General features: G+C 63.8%; 14 protein-coding genes. 10 read left to right on the top strand and 4 right to left on the bottom strand.

Translation table 11 applies throughout. The features are described from left to right. The first annotated feature begins 78 nt into the window (after window positions 1-78). Genes LOY69_RS14710 through LOY69_RS14730 form a run of 5 tightly spaced genes read left to right on the top strand, consistent with a single transcriptional unit; the run spans window position 79 to window position 4520 of the window. Entirely contained in the window at window positions 79-639 is a 561-nt protein-coding gene (locus LOY69_RS14710; RefSeq protein WP_253084825.1) for a carboxymuconolactone decarboxylase family protein, read from the top strand. Between the two features lie 48 nt (window positions 640-687). Continuing rightward, the gene (locus LOY69_RS14715; RefSeq protein ID WP_265074830.1) at window positions 688-1755 is read left to right on the top strand and encodes an acyl-CoA dehydrogenase family protein; all 1068 of its coding nucleotides are present in this window, start codon (window positions 688-690) and stop codon (window positions 1753-1755) included. Continuing rightward, window positions 1752-2591, top strand: coding sequence for an ABC transporter ATP-binding protein (locus LOY69_RS14720; RefSeq protein ID WP_265074831.1), 840 nt, complete (start codon window positions 1752-1754; stop codon window positions 2589-2591). Before LOY69_RS14715 ends, LOY69_RS14720 begins: the two co-directional genes overlap by 4 nt. After that, the gene (locus LOY69_RS14725) at window positions 2557-3756 is read left to right on the top strand and encodes an ABC transporter substrate-binding protein (protein ID WP_102879425.1); all 1200 of its coding nucleotides are present in this window, start codon (window positions 2557-2559) and stop codon (window positions 3754-3756) included. The genes LOY69_RS14720 and LOY69_RS14725 overlap by 35 nt, the downstream gene beginning before the upstream one ends. Further along, complete coding sequence (locus tag LOY69_RS14730; protein ID WP_102865111.1) at window positions 3756-4520, top strand: ABC transporter permease; 765 nt, start codon at window positions 3756-3758, stop codon at window positions 4518-4520. Before LOY69_RS14725 ends, LOY69_RS14730 begins: the two co-directional genes overlap by 1 nt. Window positions 4521-4595: 75 nt before the next feature. Here LOY69_RS14730 and LOY69_RS14735 read toward each other — a convergent pair whose 3' ends face one another. From LOY69_RS14735 to LOY69_RS14750, 4 genes are all read right to left on the bottom strand, one after another. After that, entirely contained in the window at window positions 4596-5390 is a 795-nt protein-coding gene (locus tag LOY69_RS14735; protein ID WP_265074832.1) for a type 1 glutamine amidotransferase domain-containing protein, read from the bottom strand. 112 nt (window positions 5391-5502) lie between these two features. After that, the gene (locus LOY69_RS14740; protein ID WP_123390953.1) at window positions 5503-6345 is read right to left on the bottom strand and encodes a metal-dependent hydrolase; all 843 of its coding nucleotides are present in this window, start codon (window positions 6343-6345) and stop codon (window positions 5503-5505) included. 38 nt (window positions 6346-6383) lie between these two features. Continuing rightward, window positions 6384-7283 carry an SDR family NAD(P)-dependent oxidoreductase gene (locus LOY69_RS14745; protein WP_102865108.1) on the bottom strand — a complete coding sequence of 300 codons (900 nt, stop codon included), beginning with the start codon at window positions 7281-7283 and terminating at the stop codon, window positions 6384-6386. After that, entirely contained in the window at window positions 7270-8838 is a 1569-nt protein-coding gene (locus tag LOY69_RS14750; protein WP_102879421.1) for a flavin-containing monooxygenase, read from the bottom strand. Before LOY69_RS14750 ends, LOY69_RS14745 begins: the two co-directional genes overlap by 14 nt. A 265-nt stretch (window positions 8839-9103) precedes the next feature. Between LOY69_RS14750 and LOY69_RS14755 the strand changes: the two genes are divergently transcribed. From LOY69_RS14755 to LOY69_RS14775, 5 genes are all read left to right on the top strand, one after another. Continuing rightward, window positions 9104-10099 carry an alpha/beta fold hydrolase gene (locus LOY69_RS14755; RefSeq protein WP_265074833.1) on the top strand — a complete coding sequence of 332 codons (996 nt, stop codon included), beginning with the start codon at window positions 9104-9106 and terminating at the stop codon, window positions 10097-10099. Between the two features lie 281 nt (window positions 10100-10380). Next, window positions 10381-11658 (top strand): alkane 1-monooxygenase, encoded by a 1278-nt coding sequence (locus LOY69_RS14760; RefSeq protein WP_102879419.1) that lies wholly within the window; start codon window positions 10381-10383, stop codon window positions 11656-11658. A 144-nt stretch (window positions 11659-11802) separates the two neighbouring features. After that, the gene (gene praA / locus LOY69_RS14765) at window positions 11803-12294 is read left to right on the top strand and encodes an alkane oxidation protein activator PraA (RefSeq protein WP_102865104.1); all 492 of its coding nucleotides are present in this window, start codon (window positions 11803-11805) and stop codon (window positions 12292-12294) included. A gap of 207 nt (window positions 12295-12501) precedes the next feature. After that, complete coding sequence (gene praB / locus LOY69_RS14770) at window positions 12502-12993, top strand: alkane oxidation protein activator PraB (protein ID WP_102879418.1); 492 nt, start codon at window positions 12502-12504, stop codon at window positions 12991-12993. Window positions 12994-13116: 123 nt separating this feature from the next. After that, window positions 13117-14553 carry an outer membrane protein transport protein gene (locus LOY69_RS14775; RefSeq protein ID WP_102865102.1) on the top strand — a complete coding sequence of 479 codons (1437 nt, stop codon included), beginning with the start codon at window positions 13117-13119 and terminating at the stop codon, window positions 14551-14553. Window positions 14554-14770: the final 217 nt, after the last annotated feature.

Genomic DNA, 14770 nt, shown 5'->3' on the forward strand with positions numbered 1-14770 from the left:
ATCGCTACTTTAGAATATGGATCGGAATTCTTATAACCAACAGACTTGACGCACACCTACATACCAGGAGTCCACTCCATGTCCCGCGTCACTCTACACACCTTGCACAGCGCCCCAGAAGCCGCCCGGCCATTTCTTGAAAATGCCCTGAAAAATTCCGGCTACATTCCCAACCTGCTGGGCATCCTGGCCAACGCCCCGGCCGCCCTGGAGACCTACGTCACGGTCTCGGGCCTCAACGCCAAGGCTGATCTGAGCCTGGCGGAGCGGGAAGTGGTGCAGTTGATCGCCGCTACCACCCATGGCTGCGATTTCTGTGTCGCAGGTCATACCGCGGTGGCCCTGAACAAGGCCAAACTCCCGGACCCGGTGGTCAGCGCCCTGCGTGAGCAGAGCAGCTTGCCCGAGGCCCGTCTGGAAGCCCTGGCGGCCTTCGCTCGGGAAGTGATCGCCACCCGGGGCAAGGTCAGCGACCAGGGCTACGCCCAGTTCAAGGCCGCAGGGTACAGCGAGGGCAACGCCCTGGAGGTGATCCTGGGCATCAGCCTGGCGACCCTGTGCAATTTTGCCAACGTGTTCGCCGGGACCGAACTGAACCCCGAGCTGGCCCAGTATCGCTGGTCGGCCCAAGGTCAATGATTCAAGGCGCCGGTTATCCAACGGCGCCCCCTTCAAGGAGAAAACCACATGCTCAGTGCGCACTTGAGTGAATGGCTGGATGCCCAGGCCCAGGCGCTGGACCAGGGTCACTGCGATCCCCAGCAGGTACTCGCTCGCCTCGCCGGAGCCGACGTGCTGCGGGTCGGCATCGACCAGGAACTGGGGGGCAGCGGCGGCGACCTGACCGATGCTCTGGAAGTCATGGCCGCGGTGGCCAGTCACTCCCTGGCGGCCGCCTTCGTGTTCTGGGGCCAGCGGGCCTTTATCGAATACCTGCTGCACAGTCCCAACCAGGCGCTGCGCGAGCGCTTGCTGCCCTCGTTGCTCAGTGGCGAGCTGGCCGGGGCCACCGGGCTGTCCAACGCCATGAAATTCCTGTCCGGGATCGAGGCGCTGCAAGTCAAGGCCCGGGACCAGGGCCAGGGCTGGAGCCTCAACGGCCGCCTGCACTGGGTCACCAACCTGCGCAAGAGCGGTTTTGTGGTGGCGGCGGCCATCGAGCACGAGGAGGGCGGTGCGCCCTTTATCCTGGCGATCCCCGATGCCTTGCCGGGGCTGCAGCGCTCCGACGATCTGCAACTGATGGGCCTGCAATCGAGCAACACCGCGGCCCTGGACTTGAGTCAGGTGCAGGTTCCGCGAGACTGGCTGCTGCACGAGGACGCCCGAGTCTTCCTGCCGGCCGTGCGCCCGGCCTTTCTCGGTCTGCAATGTGCCCTGGCCATCGGCCTGGCACGCCGGGCCCTCAGGGAAGTGGAAAGCCATGTCCAGGGCGCCCGCTCGATTCTCATGGAGCCGTTGCACGAGCAGCGCCAGCACCTGGAACAGACCGTTGCCGAGCTCAAGGAGGGTCTGCTCGACGGGCGTTTCCTGACCCAGCCCGCAGCGCTGTTCCGGGTGCGCATCGCCTTGGCCGAGGCCACTGCCAACGCCGTGCAACTGGAGTTGCAGGCCAGCGGTGGCAAGGCCTACCTCAATGAATTCGGCAGCGGCTTTGCTCGGCGCTGGCGCGAGTCGGCCTTTGTGCCCATCGTCACGCCAAGCCTGGTGCAATTGCGTGCCGAACTGCAGCGCCAGGCGCGTAACGCAGCATGAGCGCGTTGTTGAATGCGCAGAACATCAGCCTGGGCTATCCCGGGGCCGAGGGCTGGCACGCGGTGCTGGAAGACTTCGAGCTGCAACTGCAAGCCGGCGAAGTGGTGTCCATCCTCGGCCCCAGCGGGGTCGGCAAGTCCAGCCTGTTGCGGGTCCTGGCCGGCCTGCAGCAGCCCCACAAGGGACAGGTCAGCCTGTTGGGCGAGGTGCTCAGCGGTCCTCATCCTCGGGTCGCGGTGGCCTTCCAGGACCCCAGCCTGTTGCCCTGGCTGACCCTGGAGCACAACGTCGCCTTCGGCCTGGATTTTGCCCGCCAGCCGCACTTGAGCCAGACGCAGCGTCAGGCCCGTATCGACCACGCCATCGCCGCCGTTGGCCTGGACCATGCCCGTCGGCAGTACCCGGCCCAGCTCTCCGGCGGCATGGCCCAGCGCACGGCCCTGGCCCGCTGCCTGGCCCGGCAGCCGCAAGTCTTGCTGTTGGACGAACCCTTCGGCGCCCTGGACGAGGTGACCCGGGCCGACATGCAGCAACTGCTGCTCAAGGTGATCGGCCAGCACCGCACGGCCGCGCTGCTGATCACCCACGACATCGACGAAGCCCTGCTGTTGTCCGATCGGGTGCTGCTACTGGGTAACAGCCCGGCGCGCACCCTCGGCCAGTGGCACATCGACCTGCCGGCGCCCCGTGCCGAACGGATCGAGGAACTGGGCGCCTTGCGTATCGAGATTCTCAAAACCCTTCGGCGGGCGAGCCGCAACCCCCTTAATTCCCCATTGCCTGCACCGTCGGAGATTGACCATGTGCCTGGACGACTTCACCCACACGCGTCGTGACTTCCTCAAACTCAGCGCGCTGCTGACCGCCGGCGGCGCCTTGCCGCTGCTCAACAGCTTGCACGCCCGCGCCGCCCAGGAGCCGGATGCGCCAGTGCGCATCGGCTACCTGCCGATCACCGACGCCACGCCGTTGCTGGTGGCCCACAACAACGGCCTGTTCGAGGCCGAGGGCATCAAGGCCGAACGCCCGGTGCTGCTGCGCAGCTGGGCGCAGGTGATCGAGGCGTTCATTTCCGGGCAGGTCAATGTCATTCACCTGCTGTCGCCGATGACCGTCTGGGCCCGCTACGGCAGCCGGGTGCCGGCCAAGGTGGTGGCCTGGAACCATGTCGGCGGCTCCGGCCTGACCGTGGCCCCAGGCATTACCGAGATCAAGCAACTGGCGGGAAAGTCGGTGGCGATTCCGTTCTGGTACTCGATCCACAACGTGGTGGTGCAGCAACTGTTTCGCGACAACGGCCTGGTGCCGGTGAGCAAGGCCGCCGGCAGCGCCCTGGGCGCCAACGAGGTCAACCTGCTGGTGCTGCCGCCATCGGACATGCCGCCGGCCCTGGCCAGCCAGCGCATTGCCGGCTACATCGTCGCCGAGCCCTTCAACGCCCTGGCCGAAGAGCTCAAGGTGGGGCGGGTACAGCGCTTTACCGGGGATGTCTGGCGCAATCACGCCTGCTGCGTGGTGTTCATGCATGAGCACGACCTGAACAACCGCCCCGAGTGGTCGCAGAAAGTGGTCAACGCCATCGTCAAGGCCCAGCTCTGGACCCGGGACCACCGCGCCGAGGCTGCGCAGTTGCTGTCCAAGGACGGCAGCAATCGCTACACGCCCCATGCGCCCCAGGTGCTCAATCGAGTGCTGGCGCCAGCGGCCAGCGACCGTGAGGCTTATCTGGCCAGCGGCGCGATCCAGCACAGCCACTGGGACGAGTCGCGCATCGACTTCCAGCCGTATCCGTTTCCCAGTTACACCGAGGAGTTGGTCAAGCGCCTCAAGGACACCCTGATCGAGGGCGACAAGGGCTTTCTCGCCAACCTCGACCCGGCGCACACCGCCCAGGACCTGGTGGACGATCGCTTTGTGCGCAACGCCATCGCCGCGGTGGGCGGGCTCAAGGCCTTCGGCCTGGCGGACAGCTTCGAACGCAGCGAGGAGTTTGGTCTTTGATGGGCAAGCAACCTTCCTCCCTGAGCCATTGGGTCCTGGGCCTGGCGGGGCTGCTGAGCCTGCTGCTGGGCTGGTGGCTGGGGGTGCACCTGCTGGGAGGCGGCAATGGCCTGGCGGCGCGTTTCTCCCCCGAGGCGACCTTCGCTAGCCTGGTGGAACTGCTGGGGCGCGGCGAGCTGTATGAGCATGTGTTGGTGAGCCTCAAGCGCATCTTGGTAGGGCTGCTCCTGGCCTTGCTGATCGGCGTGCCCCTGGGCCTGCTGGTGGGCAGTTATCGGCACCTGGAGGCGGCGACCACCCCGGCGTTCCAGTTCTTGCGGATGATCTCGCCGCTGTCCTGGATGCCCGTGGTGGTGATGCTGATGGGGGTAGGGGACCAACCGATCTACTTCCTCCTGGCGTTTGCCGCCCTGTGGCCGATCCTGCTCAACACCGCGGCCGGTGTGCGTCAACTGGACCCGCGCTGGCTGCAACTGAGCCGCAGCCTCAGCGCCACCCGCTGGGAAACCTTGCGCAAGGTGATCTTGCCCGGGGTGGTGGGGCATGTCCTGACCGGGGTGCGACTGTCCATCGGCATTCTCTGGATCGTCCTGGTGCCCTGCGAAATGCTCGGTGTCAGCGCCGGCCTGGGCTACTTCATCCTCGACACCCGGGACCGCCTGGCCTACTCGGAACTGATGGCCATGGTGCTGCTGATCGGCGTGCTCGGGTTTGCCCTCGACGCCCTTGCCCGTGGCCTGCACCGACGCTGGTCCCATGCCTGATCCGGCTCCCTCTCCCGCAGGCGCCGGCTTGTCGGCGAACAGGTCATGGAGACAGTCGTGCGTGCCGCCACGCCTTCAAGCCGGGTCAGCGCTGCTCTGCTCCGGCTGAACCTGGGCCTGACGGGCCTGTTGCAGCAGAGCGACCCATTCATTGGCGAAGCGGTGACAGTCCCCCGGCCAACGCGCGGTCAGCAGGTTGCGGTCGCGCACCAAAAAGCCGCGCTCGGGGTGCTGCGCTGAATCCCGGCGCGGCAGCCAGGGCCCGGAAAGAAAATCCGCCGGGCTGGCCAGTACCTGCTTGATCTCTTGCTCGACGCTGTGGTCGTAGGTGCGGTAATAACGCCCCAGCCATGGCGCGGTGACGATCCAGGCCGCCAGTTCCATGGGTCCTGCGAGCAGGGCGGTGACCTTGCGCCCGTAGAGCACCGAGCGCCCGCTGTCGGGGTCGATGCAGCGGGCCAGCGCGAGTGGGCCGTGACACACCGCGGCCACGGGTTTGTCGGCCTTGAAGAACGACAGAATGATTCGCCTCACATCCGCGGACTCCAGCAGGCTGCGCATGCCCCGGGCATGCCCGCCCGGAATCAGCAGGCCCTCGAAGGCTTGCGGATCGACGTCGGCATAGTTCAGGGGGCTGAGAAACGCCGGGTCGCGGGTCATGCTGTGGTAGTGCTCAAGGTCGGCGGCCGGGGTCATCAACAGCGGATTGAGCGGACCGAAGCCCAGGCTCACCAGGCGCGAGTCGGCGTAGGCCGGGAACCCCAGGGGCGTGGCGAATTGCGCGTCAAAGCCAGCGTCCCTGGCGGCCTGCCAGGGCAGGCTGCTTTCAGTGGGATCGTAGTCGGCGTGGGGCAGCAGGATCAGGATCATGGCGCGCGCTCGCAGCACAAAGGGTGCGCTGCAGGTTAGCAGCCCCTGGCGTGCGTGCAGGCGCTCATGGCACGCCGCTGGCGCAGCGTGTCATGGCTGCCCACTTGGCCGCTCACTTGGCCGCCACGGCGGCGCGGGTGCGTTCGATCTCTTGCACCAGGCCGTCGATGCGTTGCAGCTGCTCGCGGTTGTCGTGGTCCCAGGGATGGAAGCCCGGCTTGAAGAATTGCAGCCAGGGCAGGGCGATGCGCGGGAACACGCCCTTGGGACCGTAGAGGTACTTGATCACCTGCCACAGGCCGCGCCAGTGACCACCGCGACGGCGGTCGGCGATGAGCATCCGCACATGGAAGTCGAACACCACCAGCCAGAAGGTCAGGGTGGTGAAGAGCATGGTCCCGGTGCGGATCAGGTAGCGCTTGGGCCCGGGCTTGAGCACGGTGTTGAAGACGTCGTAGGACACCGATTTGTGTTCGGTTTCTTCCAGGGCGTGCCACAGCCACATCTGCCGATAGCCTTCCACCGAATCGCCGAAACGGCTGGGGTCGCGCAGCAGCAGGTCGGCAAGGATCGCCGTGTAGTGTTCCAGGGCTACGGTGATGGCCAGGTTGAAGGCCGCAGGGAAGTGCTTTTTCTGGAAGTCGAGGATCATCCGCAGCCGTCGATCCAGCAAATGGGCCGGCAGCCCGGCGTCCTGCAGCAAGTCGTTGTAGCGCACGTGCTCGCGGCTGTGCATGGCTTCCTGGCCGATGAAGCCCTGGATCTCGCGCTTGAGCTCGGGGTCGTGAATCTGCTCGCGGTAGTGGCGCACGCTGTCCATGAAGAACAGCTCGCCGGCAGGAAACAGCAGGGACAGGGCATTGAAGAAGTGGCTCACGTGGCTGCCTTGTTCGTGCCAGTCGCAGGCACGTTCGGCAGGTAGTTCGACCTGGATGTCGCGGCGGATGGGCAGCATGGCTGGCGCTCCTCTAGACATGAAATGGGTACGCGGCGCTACAGGCCGCGCTCGTCCTGGGCCTCGTAGACTGCCGGCCGTTCCTGGCCCGGCTTGGGCGCCATGCGCCGGCTGATCCACACCACCAGGGCCTGATAGGCGCCGGGCAGCAGGCGCACCAGCAGATCGAGGAAGTGCGCGTCGCGGCCGATCAGCACCCGGCGCTTGTTTTTGCGCACCCCGTGCAGGATCACCTTGGCGGCGGTTTCGGCGCCGGTGATGAAGAGCTTTTCGAAGTCATCCCGGGCCTGCTGTTCGTTGTCGATCAGGAAGCCCTTGACGTTGTCGCTGATGCGGCTGCTGCGGGCGATGTCGGTACGGATGCCGCCCGGGTGCACGCAAGTGGCGGAGACGCCGTTGCCTTGCAGGTCCAGCTCCTGGCGCAGGGATTCGGTAAAGCCGCGTACGGCGAACTTGGTGGCGTTGTAGCCGCTCATGCCCGGTTGGGAGAACAGGCCGAAGACGCTGGAGGTGTTGATGATATGGCCGTCGCCGGATTGCTTGAGGTAGGGCAGGAAGGCCTGGGTGCCGTGGACCACGCCCCAGAAATTGACGTCGACGATCCACTCCAGGTCCGCCAGGCTCGAACCTTCCACGGTGCTGGACAGGGCCACGCCGGCATTGTTAAAGATCAGGTTGATCTGCCCGTGTTCGGCGGCGCTGGCGGCGGCCCAGGCGAACATCGCTTGGCGGTCGCCGACGTCCAGTTCCTGGCTGCTGATGCGCAATGGCAGCAAGGTCGCGGCCCGGGCCTGGGTCACGGTCTGCGCCAGTCCCTGGGGGTTCTTGTCGGCCAGGGCCAGGTGGCAACCCTCGCGGGCCAGGGCAATGGCCAGGGCACGACCCATGCCGGAGGCGGCGCCGGTGATGGCCGCGACTTTACCGTTAAAATTTTTCATCGATGGCAGCCTCTTGCAGGTTCAACGGGCGCGCTGCGGCCGGCGTGGCGGCAGTCCCGGGGTGGAGCAGGTGAGTGGTCAGGTAGTCCTGGAGCTGGAAGTGCTGCACGGTCTTCCTGAAGCTCCAGGTAGAGCCGGGCCAGAGGGTGGTGTTCTGGCCGCTGCGGGGGTCCAGGTACCAGCTGCGGCAACCGCCGGTGGACCAGATGGCCCCGGCCAGGCGCTGTTGCAGACGCTGGTTGTACTGGCTCTCGACCTGGGGCTTGACCTCCAGGCTGGCGATGCCGTCCAGGCGCATCCGTTCCAGGGCCTTGAGGATGTAGTCCACCTGAGCCTCGATCATCAGGATCATCGAGTTGTGCCCAAGACCGGTGTTGGGGCCGACGATCATGAACAAGTTGGGAAAGCCCGGCAGGCAGGTGCCGAGGTAGGCATGGGCGCCCCTGGACCAGGCGTCCATCAGGTCCTGGCCCCGACGGCCGAAGAGCAGGCCCTGGGGAATCGGGTCGGTGGCCTGGAAGCCGGTGCCGAAGATGATGCAGTCCACCGGGTGGCGGGTGCCGTCGGCGGTGATCACGGCATCGCTGTCGATGCGCTGGATGGCATCGCTGATGACCCCCACATTGCCTCGGGAGAGGGCCGGGTAGTAGTCGTTGGAAATCAGTATGCGCTTGCAGCCGATGGTGTAGTCGGGCGTCAGGCGTTGGCGCAGGAGCGGATCGGCGACTTGCTTTCGCAGGTGCCGCAGGGCCACGCGCTGTACCACTTTCATCAGTTTCGGCCGACGGGCGAAGGCGATCACCCGGCTTTCCAGGGCCCAGTACAGCGCCGAGCGCACCAGCCGCTGGGTGAAGGGCAGGTGCTTGAAGGCCCAGCGTTCCGCCGCGCTGAGCTGGCGGTCGGGCTTGGGCATGATCCACGGCGGGGTGCGCTGGAACAGCTTGAGCTGCGCCACCCGGGGAGCGATTTTCGGGACGAACTGAATGGCACTGGCGCCCGTGCCTATCACCGCCACGCGCTTGCCTTGCAGGGAGTAGCGATGGTCCCACTGCTGGGAGTGAAAGCGCTTGCCGGTGAAGGTGTCCAGGCCGGGAATCTGCGGGATCGCCGGACGCGACAGACCGCCCATGCCGGACACCAGCACCCGCGCGCTGACCTTGCGGCCATTGCTGAACCTCAGTTGCCAGCGCTCTGAAACCTCATCGAAGACCGCCTGCTCCAGGCCCATGTTGAAGTGCAGAAAGGGCGCCAGGGCGAAGTCCCTGGCGCAGTTCTCCAGGTACTCGCGGATTTCCGCCTGGGGCGCGAACTGCCGGGTCCAGTTGGGGTTGGGTGCGAAGGAAAAGGAGTAAACGTGGGATTGCACGTCGCAGGCGCAGCCGGGGTAGTGATTGTCACGCCAGGTGCCCCCCAGGGACGCGGCTTGTTCGGCGACCAGGAAGTCTTGCAGCCCGGCTTGCTTGAGCTTGATCGCCATGCACAGCCCGGCGAAACCGGCGCCGATGATGGCGATGTCAACGACCTCGGGGTCGTTGGGTGGCGAGTACGCATTCATGGTGTGTACCTCGATTGTGGTGACGCTTGGGGTGACTTTCGTCGGTGAGTGAAACCTCAGGATTGCACAAATTAAAATAATGTTTTAAAAATTAATTTAAATAAATCACCTGAAAAAGTCACCTACGCCATTCGCTTGTGGATCTTGCAGGGCTCATCCGGACCTGGGATGAGACGCCACAGGCAGTACCGGGCCAAGGCGACAGCCACTGCGGCGGATCATCCTGGTCCTGCAGCGAGGCGCAGGGAAGCTGGGGGGACGGGTTATGCAGTGGCTGGTAGCGGCGGCGGTATTTCTGGCGGTCAGCGCGGTGCTTTGGGTGGTGAGCTTGCATATCAACCGCAGGATCGAACGTCAGGTGCCGATCAACGGGCGCTTTCTCGAAGTCGGCGGTGAACGCCTGCACTACACCGACGAGGGCCGCGGCCCGGCACTGCTGATGATCCATGGCCTGTCCGGCTGCGGTCGCAACCTGACCCATTCCCTGGCGCCGCAACTGCGCGAACGGTTCCGGGTGATCACCCTCGACCGCCCCGGCTCAGGCTATTCCACTCGGGCCCGCGGTGCGGCGGCGGACCTGCCGGCCCAGGCCAGCCTGGTGGCCAAGTTCATTCGCACACTGGACCTGGGGCAGCCGCTGGTACTCGGGCATTCCCTGGGCGGCGCCGTGGCCCTGTCTTTGGCGCTGGATCATCCGCAATCGGTGTCCGGGCTGATCCTGGTGGCGCCCTTGACTCATCCGCAACGCATGCTGCCCTGGGTGTTCCTGTCCCTGGGAGTACGTCCGGCCTTCCTGCGTCGCTGGATGTCCCTGACCCTGGCGGCGCCCATGGCGATGCTCGGTCGTCGCGGTCTGGTGAAGGCGATATTCGCCCCGGACCCGGTGCCCGAGGACTTTGCCGAGCGTGGCGGCGGCTTGTTGGGGATGCGTTCGGACAACTTCTATAACGCCTCCAGCGAGATCGCGGTGGTCAATCGCGCCTTGCCGGGCATGGTCAAGCGCTACCCCAGCCTGAAGCTGCCGGTGGGGCTGATCTATGGTTCGGCGGACTCGATACTCAATTACCGCCGGCATGGCGAGGCCATGGTGGGCAAGGTGCCGGGGTTGCAACTTGAGATCGTTCCAGGTCGGGGGCACATGCTGCCCATCAGCGCCGTCGAGCGAGTGGTGGCCATGGTCGAGCACATTGCTGCACAAGCCGTACCACAGCGCAGCGCCACCGTGCTGCGCCCGCCGTTCGCGGCATCCCGAGCAGGCTAGGGGCGATTGCGATCGTCGCGCAACGACTCTGGCAGCAGCTGTAAAGGCTTCACGGGCGACATTCAAAACAGGCCGAGAAAATAGTTGACGAGCTAACGAACCCGAGCTATTTTTTTAAAAAAATGTTTTGAATGTTTTTTTTGAAAGTGCAATTGAGCGATTAAAATAATGAAAATAACGCCATTTCACGCTTTTGTTTTTTCATCTGTTCACGCTCCCTACAGCGCCGTCGCGCTGTCCTCTATGGCATCCCTGCCGACGGCCATCCTGCGGAGGCTGCCATGACTGTTTCCGTGGCGGCACCCGGCGTCTGGACCGATGGCAAGCGTCACCTCTGGTGGCTGGGCACCTTGCCGATGATCACCCCTTTGCTCGCAGGCCTGTTCGCACTGACCACCGGTGTCCAGGTGTTCTGGTGGAGCGGGGTGGTGGTGATCTTCGGCCTGATTCCCCTGATTGACGGCCTGCTCGGAGAGGACGCCAGCAACCCGCCGGAATCCGCGGTTCCCGATCTGGAAAAACAACCCTACTACCGTTTCATCGTCTACAGCTGCGCCGTGCTCTCGGTGGTGTCCCTGGTAGTCACCGCCTGGATGGCCATCAAGGGGGTCGACTGGATCATGGCCGGTGGCTTGTTGCAGCTTAGTGAACAGCTGCACCTGCAGGGCAGCCTGGCGAGCTTCGCGGCCTTCCTGACCGAACGTGCGCAACTGCATGGCAGCGTCGGCTGGTTCACTTACCTGGGCATGGCCATGTCCACCGGTGCCGCCACCGGCATCGCCATCAACATCGCCCATGAGCTGGGGCACAAGAACCGCGGGATGTCCAAGTTCCTGGCCAAGCTGGCCCTGGCCTCGACTTTCTACGGGCACTTCTTCGTCGAACACAACCGTGGTCACCACGTGCGCGTGGCAACCCCTGAAGATCCCGCCAGCTCTCGTCTTGGCGAATCCTTCTGGAGCTTCCTGCCGCGTACTGTGTGGTTCAGCCTGCGCTCGGCCTGGCACCTGGAAAGCGAGCGCCTGCACAAGCTCGGGCTGCCGACCCTGCACTGGAAGAACGGCGTGCTCAGTGCCTGGCTGTACAGCGTGGTGCTCTGGGGCGTGCTGATCGCCTGGCTCGGCGCGGCGGTGATTCCCTTCCTGGTGATCCAGGGCATCTACGGTTTCTCCCTGCTGGAAGTAGTGAACTACGTCGAGCACTACGGTCTGCTGCGGCAGAAACAGCCCAACGGCCGGTATGAGCGCTGCTCGCCGCGTCATTCCTGGAACAGCAACCGCATCGTCACCAACATCTTCCTGTTCCAGCTGCAGCGTCACTCTGACCACCATGCCAACCCGACCCGTTCCTACCAGGCCTTGCGCCACTTCGACGAGTCCCCGCAACTGCCCTATGGCTACGCCACCATGATCGTCTGGGCCTATGTGCCGGCGCTTTGGCGGCGACTGATGGACCACCGGGTCCTGGCCCATTACTCGGGGGATGTGCGGTTGGCCAACCTGCATCCGGCCAAGCGTGCCGAACTGCTCAAGCAATACGGCTTCACCGACACCGATTGAGACACCGCTCTTTAGTTGGACCGCTCACCCCTTCAAGTGCCCGTGAACCGCCTGCGTTTGCCTGCTTGAGGGTGAGCCCCGAATACAGAAGTCCTTGAACACGTTGACCGACAACAACAATAAGCAACTGTAAGGAAGTCACGGATGTCTATTTCACCTCTGCTCGCTGCCCGTCTGTTCGTGGTCATGCTGGGTGTGTCACTGATGGGCGCTGCCGATGCGGCGCGCATCGAGCCGGCCAACACCGAGTTCACCGCCAAGGGGCCCATCAGCTTCGCCAAAAGCATCATCAATGCCGACTGCACCATCCAGGTCAGCGGCAAGGTCAGCCCCGACGGCAGCTTCGCCAGCGTCGAGAAAGTCGACTTCAGCGGCGGCCTCAAGTGTGGCCAGGTGGAAGCCACGCACCTGCCCTGGAAGCTGATTGCCAAGGATGAAACCAGCGGCGCCATGTCCGGCATCCAGGTCACCGTACACGCCCCCCTGGTGGGCGGCGATTGCGGGCCGAGCACCGCCGAAGGCAGTTGGAACAACCGCACCGGCAAGCTGGAGGCGACCCAGGTCAGCCTTGAGGGCGGCTGCACCATCAAGACCGTATCGATCCAGATGCCGCCCACGTTCCGGGTTGCGCCCTGAGTCACGACAGATTCCATGGAGGGACGCTGATGAACTTGCGATCAAGTAGTCCGAAAGCGCCGGCAGCTCAAGCCCGGTCGGTATCGCCATAGCGTGCTCCAGCACCGAATTCGGTCGAACTGGAGAGCCGATGGCGTCATCGACACCCTGGCGAGGCTGATAACCCCCTGGCAACTGCCTGTTGCCTAAATCTTGAGGAAAACAACAATGCAAAGCATCAAGACTCTGGTATCCGTAGCTTCTTTCGCCATCTGCCTGGGCGCCGCGTCGATGGCCAACGCTGCCACCATTGCACCTGCCGGTGCGTCCTTCTCGGCACCGGGCACCATCTCGGTGTCTTCGCCGGCATCGTTTGGGATTCCAGTCAATTGCAACATCAACTTCACCGGTACCGTGGCGGCCAACGGCTCCAATGCCTCGATCACCGGCGCCACCGTCAGCGGTAGCAACTCGCTGTGCGGCGTGCCGGTTCTGCTGAACCTGCCTTGGACCCTGACCGCCTCCAGCGCTACCGCAGGCACCGTGACCGGGGTCAACTTCAAGATCCTCTCCAACTGCAGCAGCACGCCGGTGACCATCAACGCCACCTGGAACAACGCCACCAACACCCTGAGCATTCCTTCGGCGCAATCCGTCGGCAGTTGCAAAATCACGGCGTTGAGCGTCAAGCCGAACCCAGCCTTCACCGTAACCCCTTGAAGTTGATCTGACTTCAGCCTGTTGATCACTTGCTGAAAAAACAGGCGCCTCGTTTGAGGCGCCTGTTGCAACGCCCTGGATCGGTGGTGGCCGATCGCGGTCGATAATAATAAGGAGTGGGGCATGAATAATAAGAAACACAAGATCCAGGCCGCTATTGGCCTGGCGGTGCTGGGTGGCCTGATTGGTTCCGGGTCGGTGCAGGCGGGTGGTTTCTCAACTCCGACCTATGGCGCTCCAGGCTGGGGTCGGGCGTTTGGTGGTGGTTCGCTGTTCAAGAATGATCCCAGTGCTGCGTACAACAACCCGGCAGCCATGGCGTTCATCGATCACAACGTGGCACAGATGACCGTGGATTACGCGCGGATCAAGATGAAGTTCAAAGGCAACGTCAACGACTATCAGGGGAATCCGGCCTCCATCACTCCCGTGGATGACACCGGCGCTCCCAGCGGCGCGGCGATGCCCCTGACCGGCGATGGCGGGGAGGGTGGTTTCACCGCCTGGTTGCCCACCGGTTTCATGGTGATGCCGATCAACGATCGCTTTGCTTTTGGCCTCAGCCAGGTCGTGCCCTTGGGCATGCGCAGCACCTGGGACGAAGGCTGGAAAGGTCGTGACTTCGCCGTGGATACCAAGATTGAGACTGTCGGCCTGACCGGGGCCCTGTCGTTCAAGGTCCGTGAGGATTTCTCCATCGGTGCCGGGGTCATCGTGCAGCACAGCAAGGGCTTCGTCAGCCAGAACCTCAACGTCAGTGGTTCGGCGGGCATGTCGGTGCTTCCTGGAGCGCCCTCGGGCATTGGCTCCAACCTGATGCGGGTCAAGGTCGATAACACTTCGGTCGGCTGGTTCACCGGCATCACCTGGAAACCCACCGAGCAGGACACCCTGGGCCTGAACTATCACGCCAAGATCAAGAACAAGATGGAGGGCAAGTACAACATTCGCGCCGACGCCCTGGGCCGCAATTTCATGACCCAGCCGGCCGGTCCCAACGGTGAAACCCTGACCGAACTGGCTTATCCGGGCCTCAAGCTAAACCCCGATGGTGCCAACGCCAGTACTCAACTGGACATTCCGGCTACCGCCGGCCTGGACTGGGTCCACGTGTTCAATGATCGCTTCACCATGGGTGCCAGTCTGCTCTGGACCCAGTGGTCGTCGTTCAAGGACCTGACGCTGAAGTCTGATGGCAACACCTTGGTGGCGATTCCTTACAACTACAAGGACTCGATGATGTACTCCCTGGGTGGCGACTATCGCTTCACCGATGAGCTGACCCTGCGCGCTGGTGTGGCCTTCGACCAGACCCCGACTCGCAATTCGACCCGTGACCCACGGATTCCGGATAACGATCGCTGGTTCACTTCCATCGGTTTTGGCTATGACATCAAGGCCATTCCCGGGCTGACCATCGACGGCGCCTATTCCCGGCAGTTCGTCAAAGAGGCCAAGCTCAAGACCGTCAACGTTGACCGTCTTGGCGGTTCCACCATCGACGGCAAAGTCGACTCCAAGGGCGAAGTGGTGAGTCTCTCCGCGACCTATCACTTCTGAGGCCTCGCGCTTCATCCATGCCTTGAGATAACGGCAGTACCAAGGGATTGTGCGACTGTCGTTGGCTGGACGGGTCACCTCAGGACCCGTCTCGACCTGCCTGCTTTTCCAACCTTTGGCTGACATCGTTCAGCCGTTATGCGTTGCCGAAAACACTCAAAACAATATTTAAAAATAAAATTTGAAACATGCTTCTTTCCTTTGTAGGGTGATCGTC

Source organism: Pseudomonas sp. B21-059 (assembly GCF_026016285.1).
GTDB classification, from domain to species: domain Bacteria; phylum Pseudomonadota; class Gammaproteobacteria; order Pseudomonadales; family Pseudomonadaceae; genus Aquipseudomonas; species Aquipseudomonas danubii.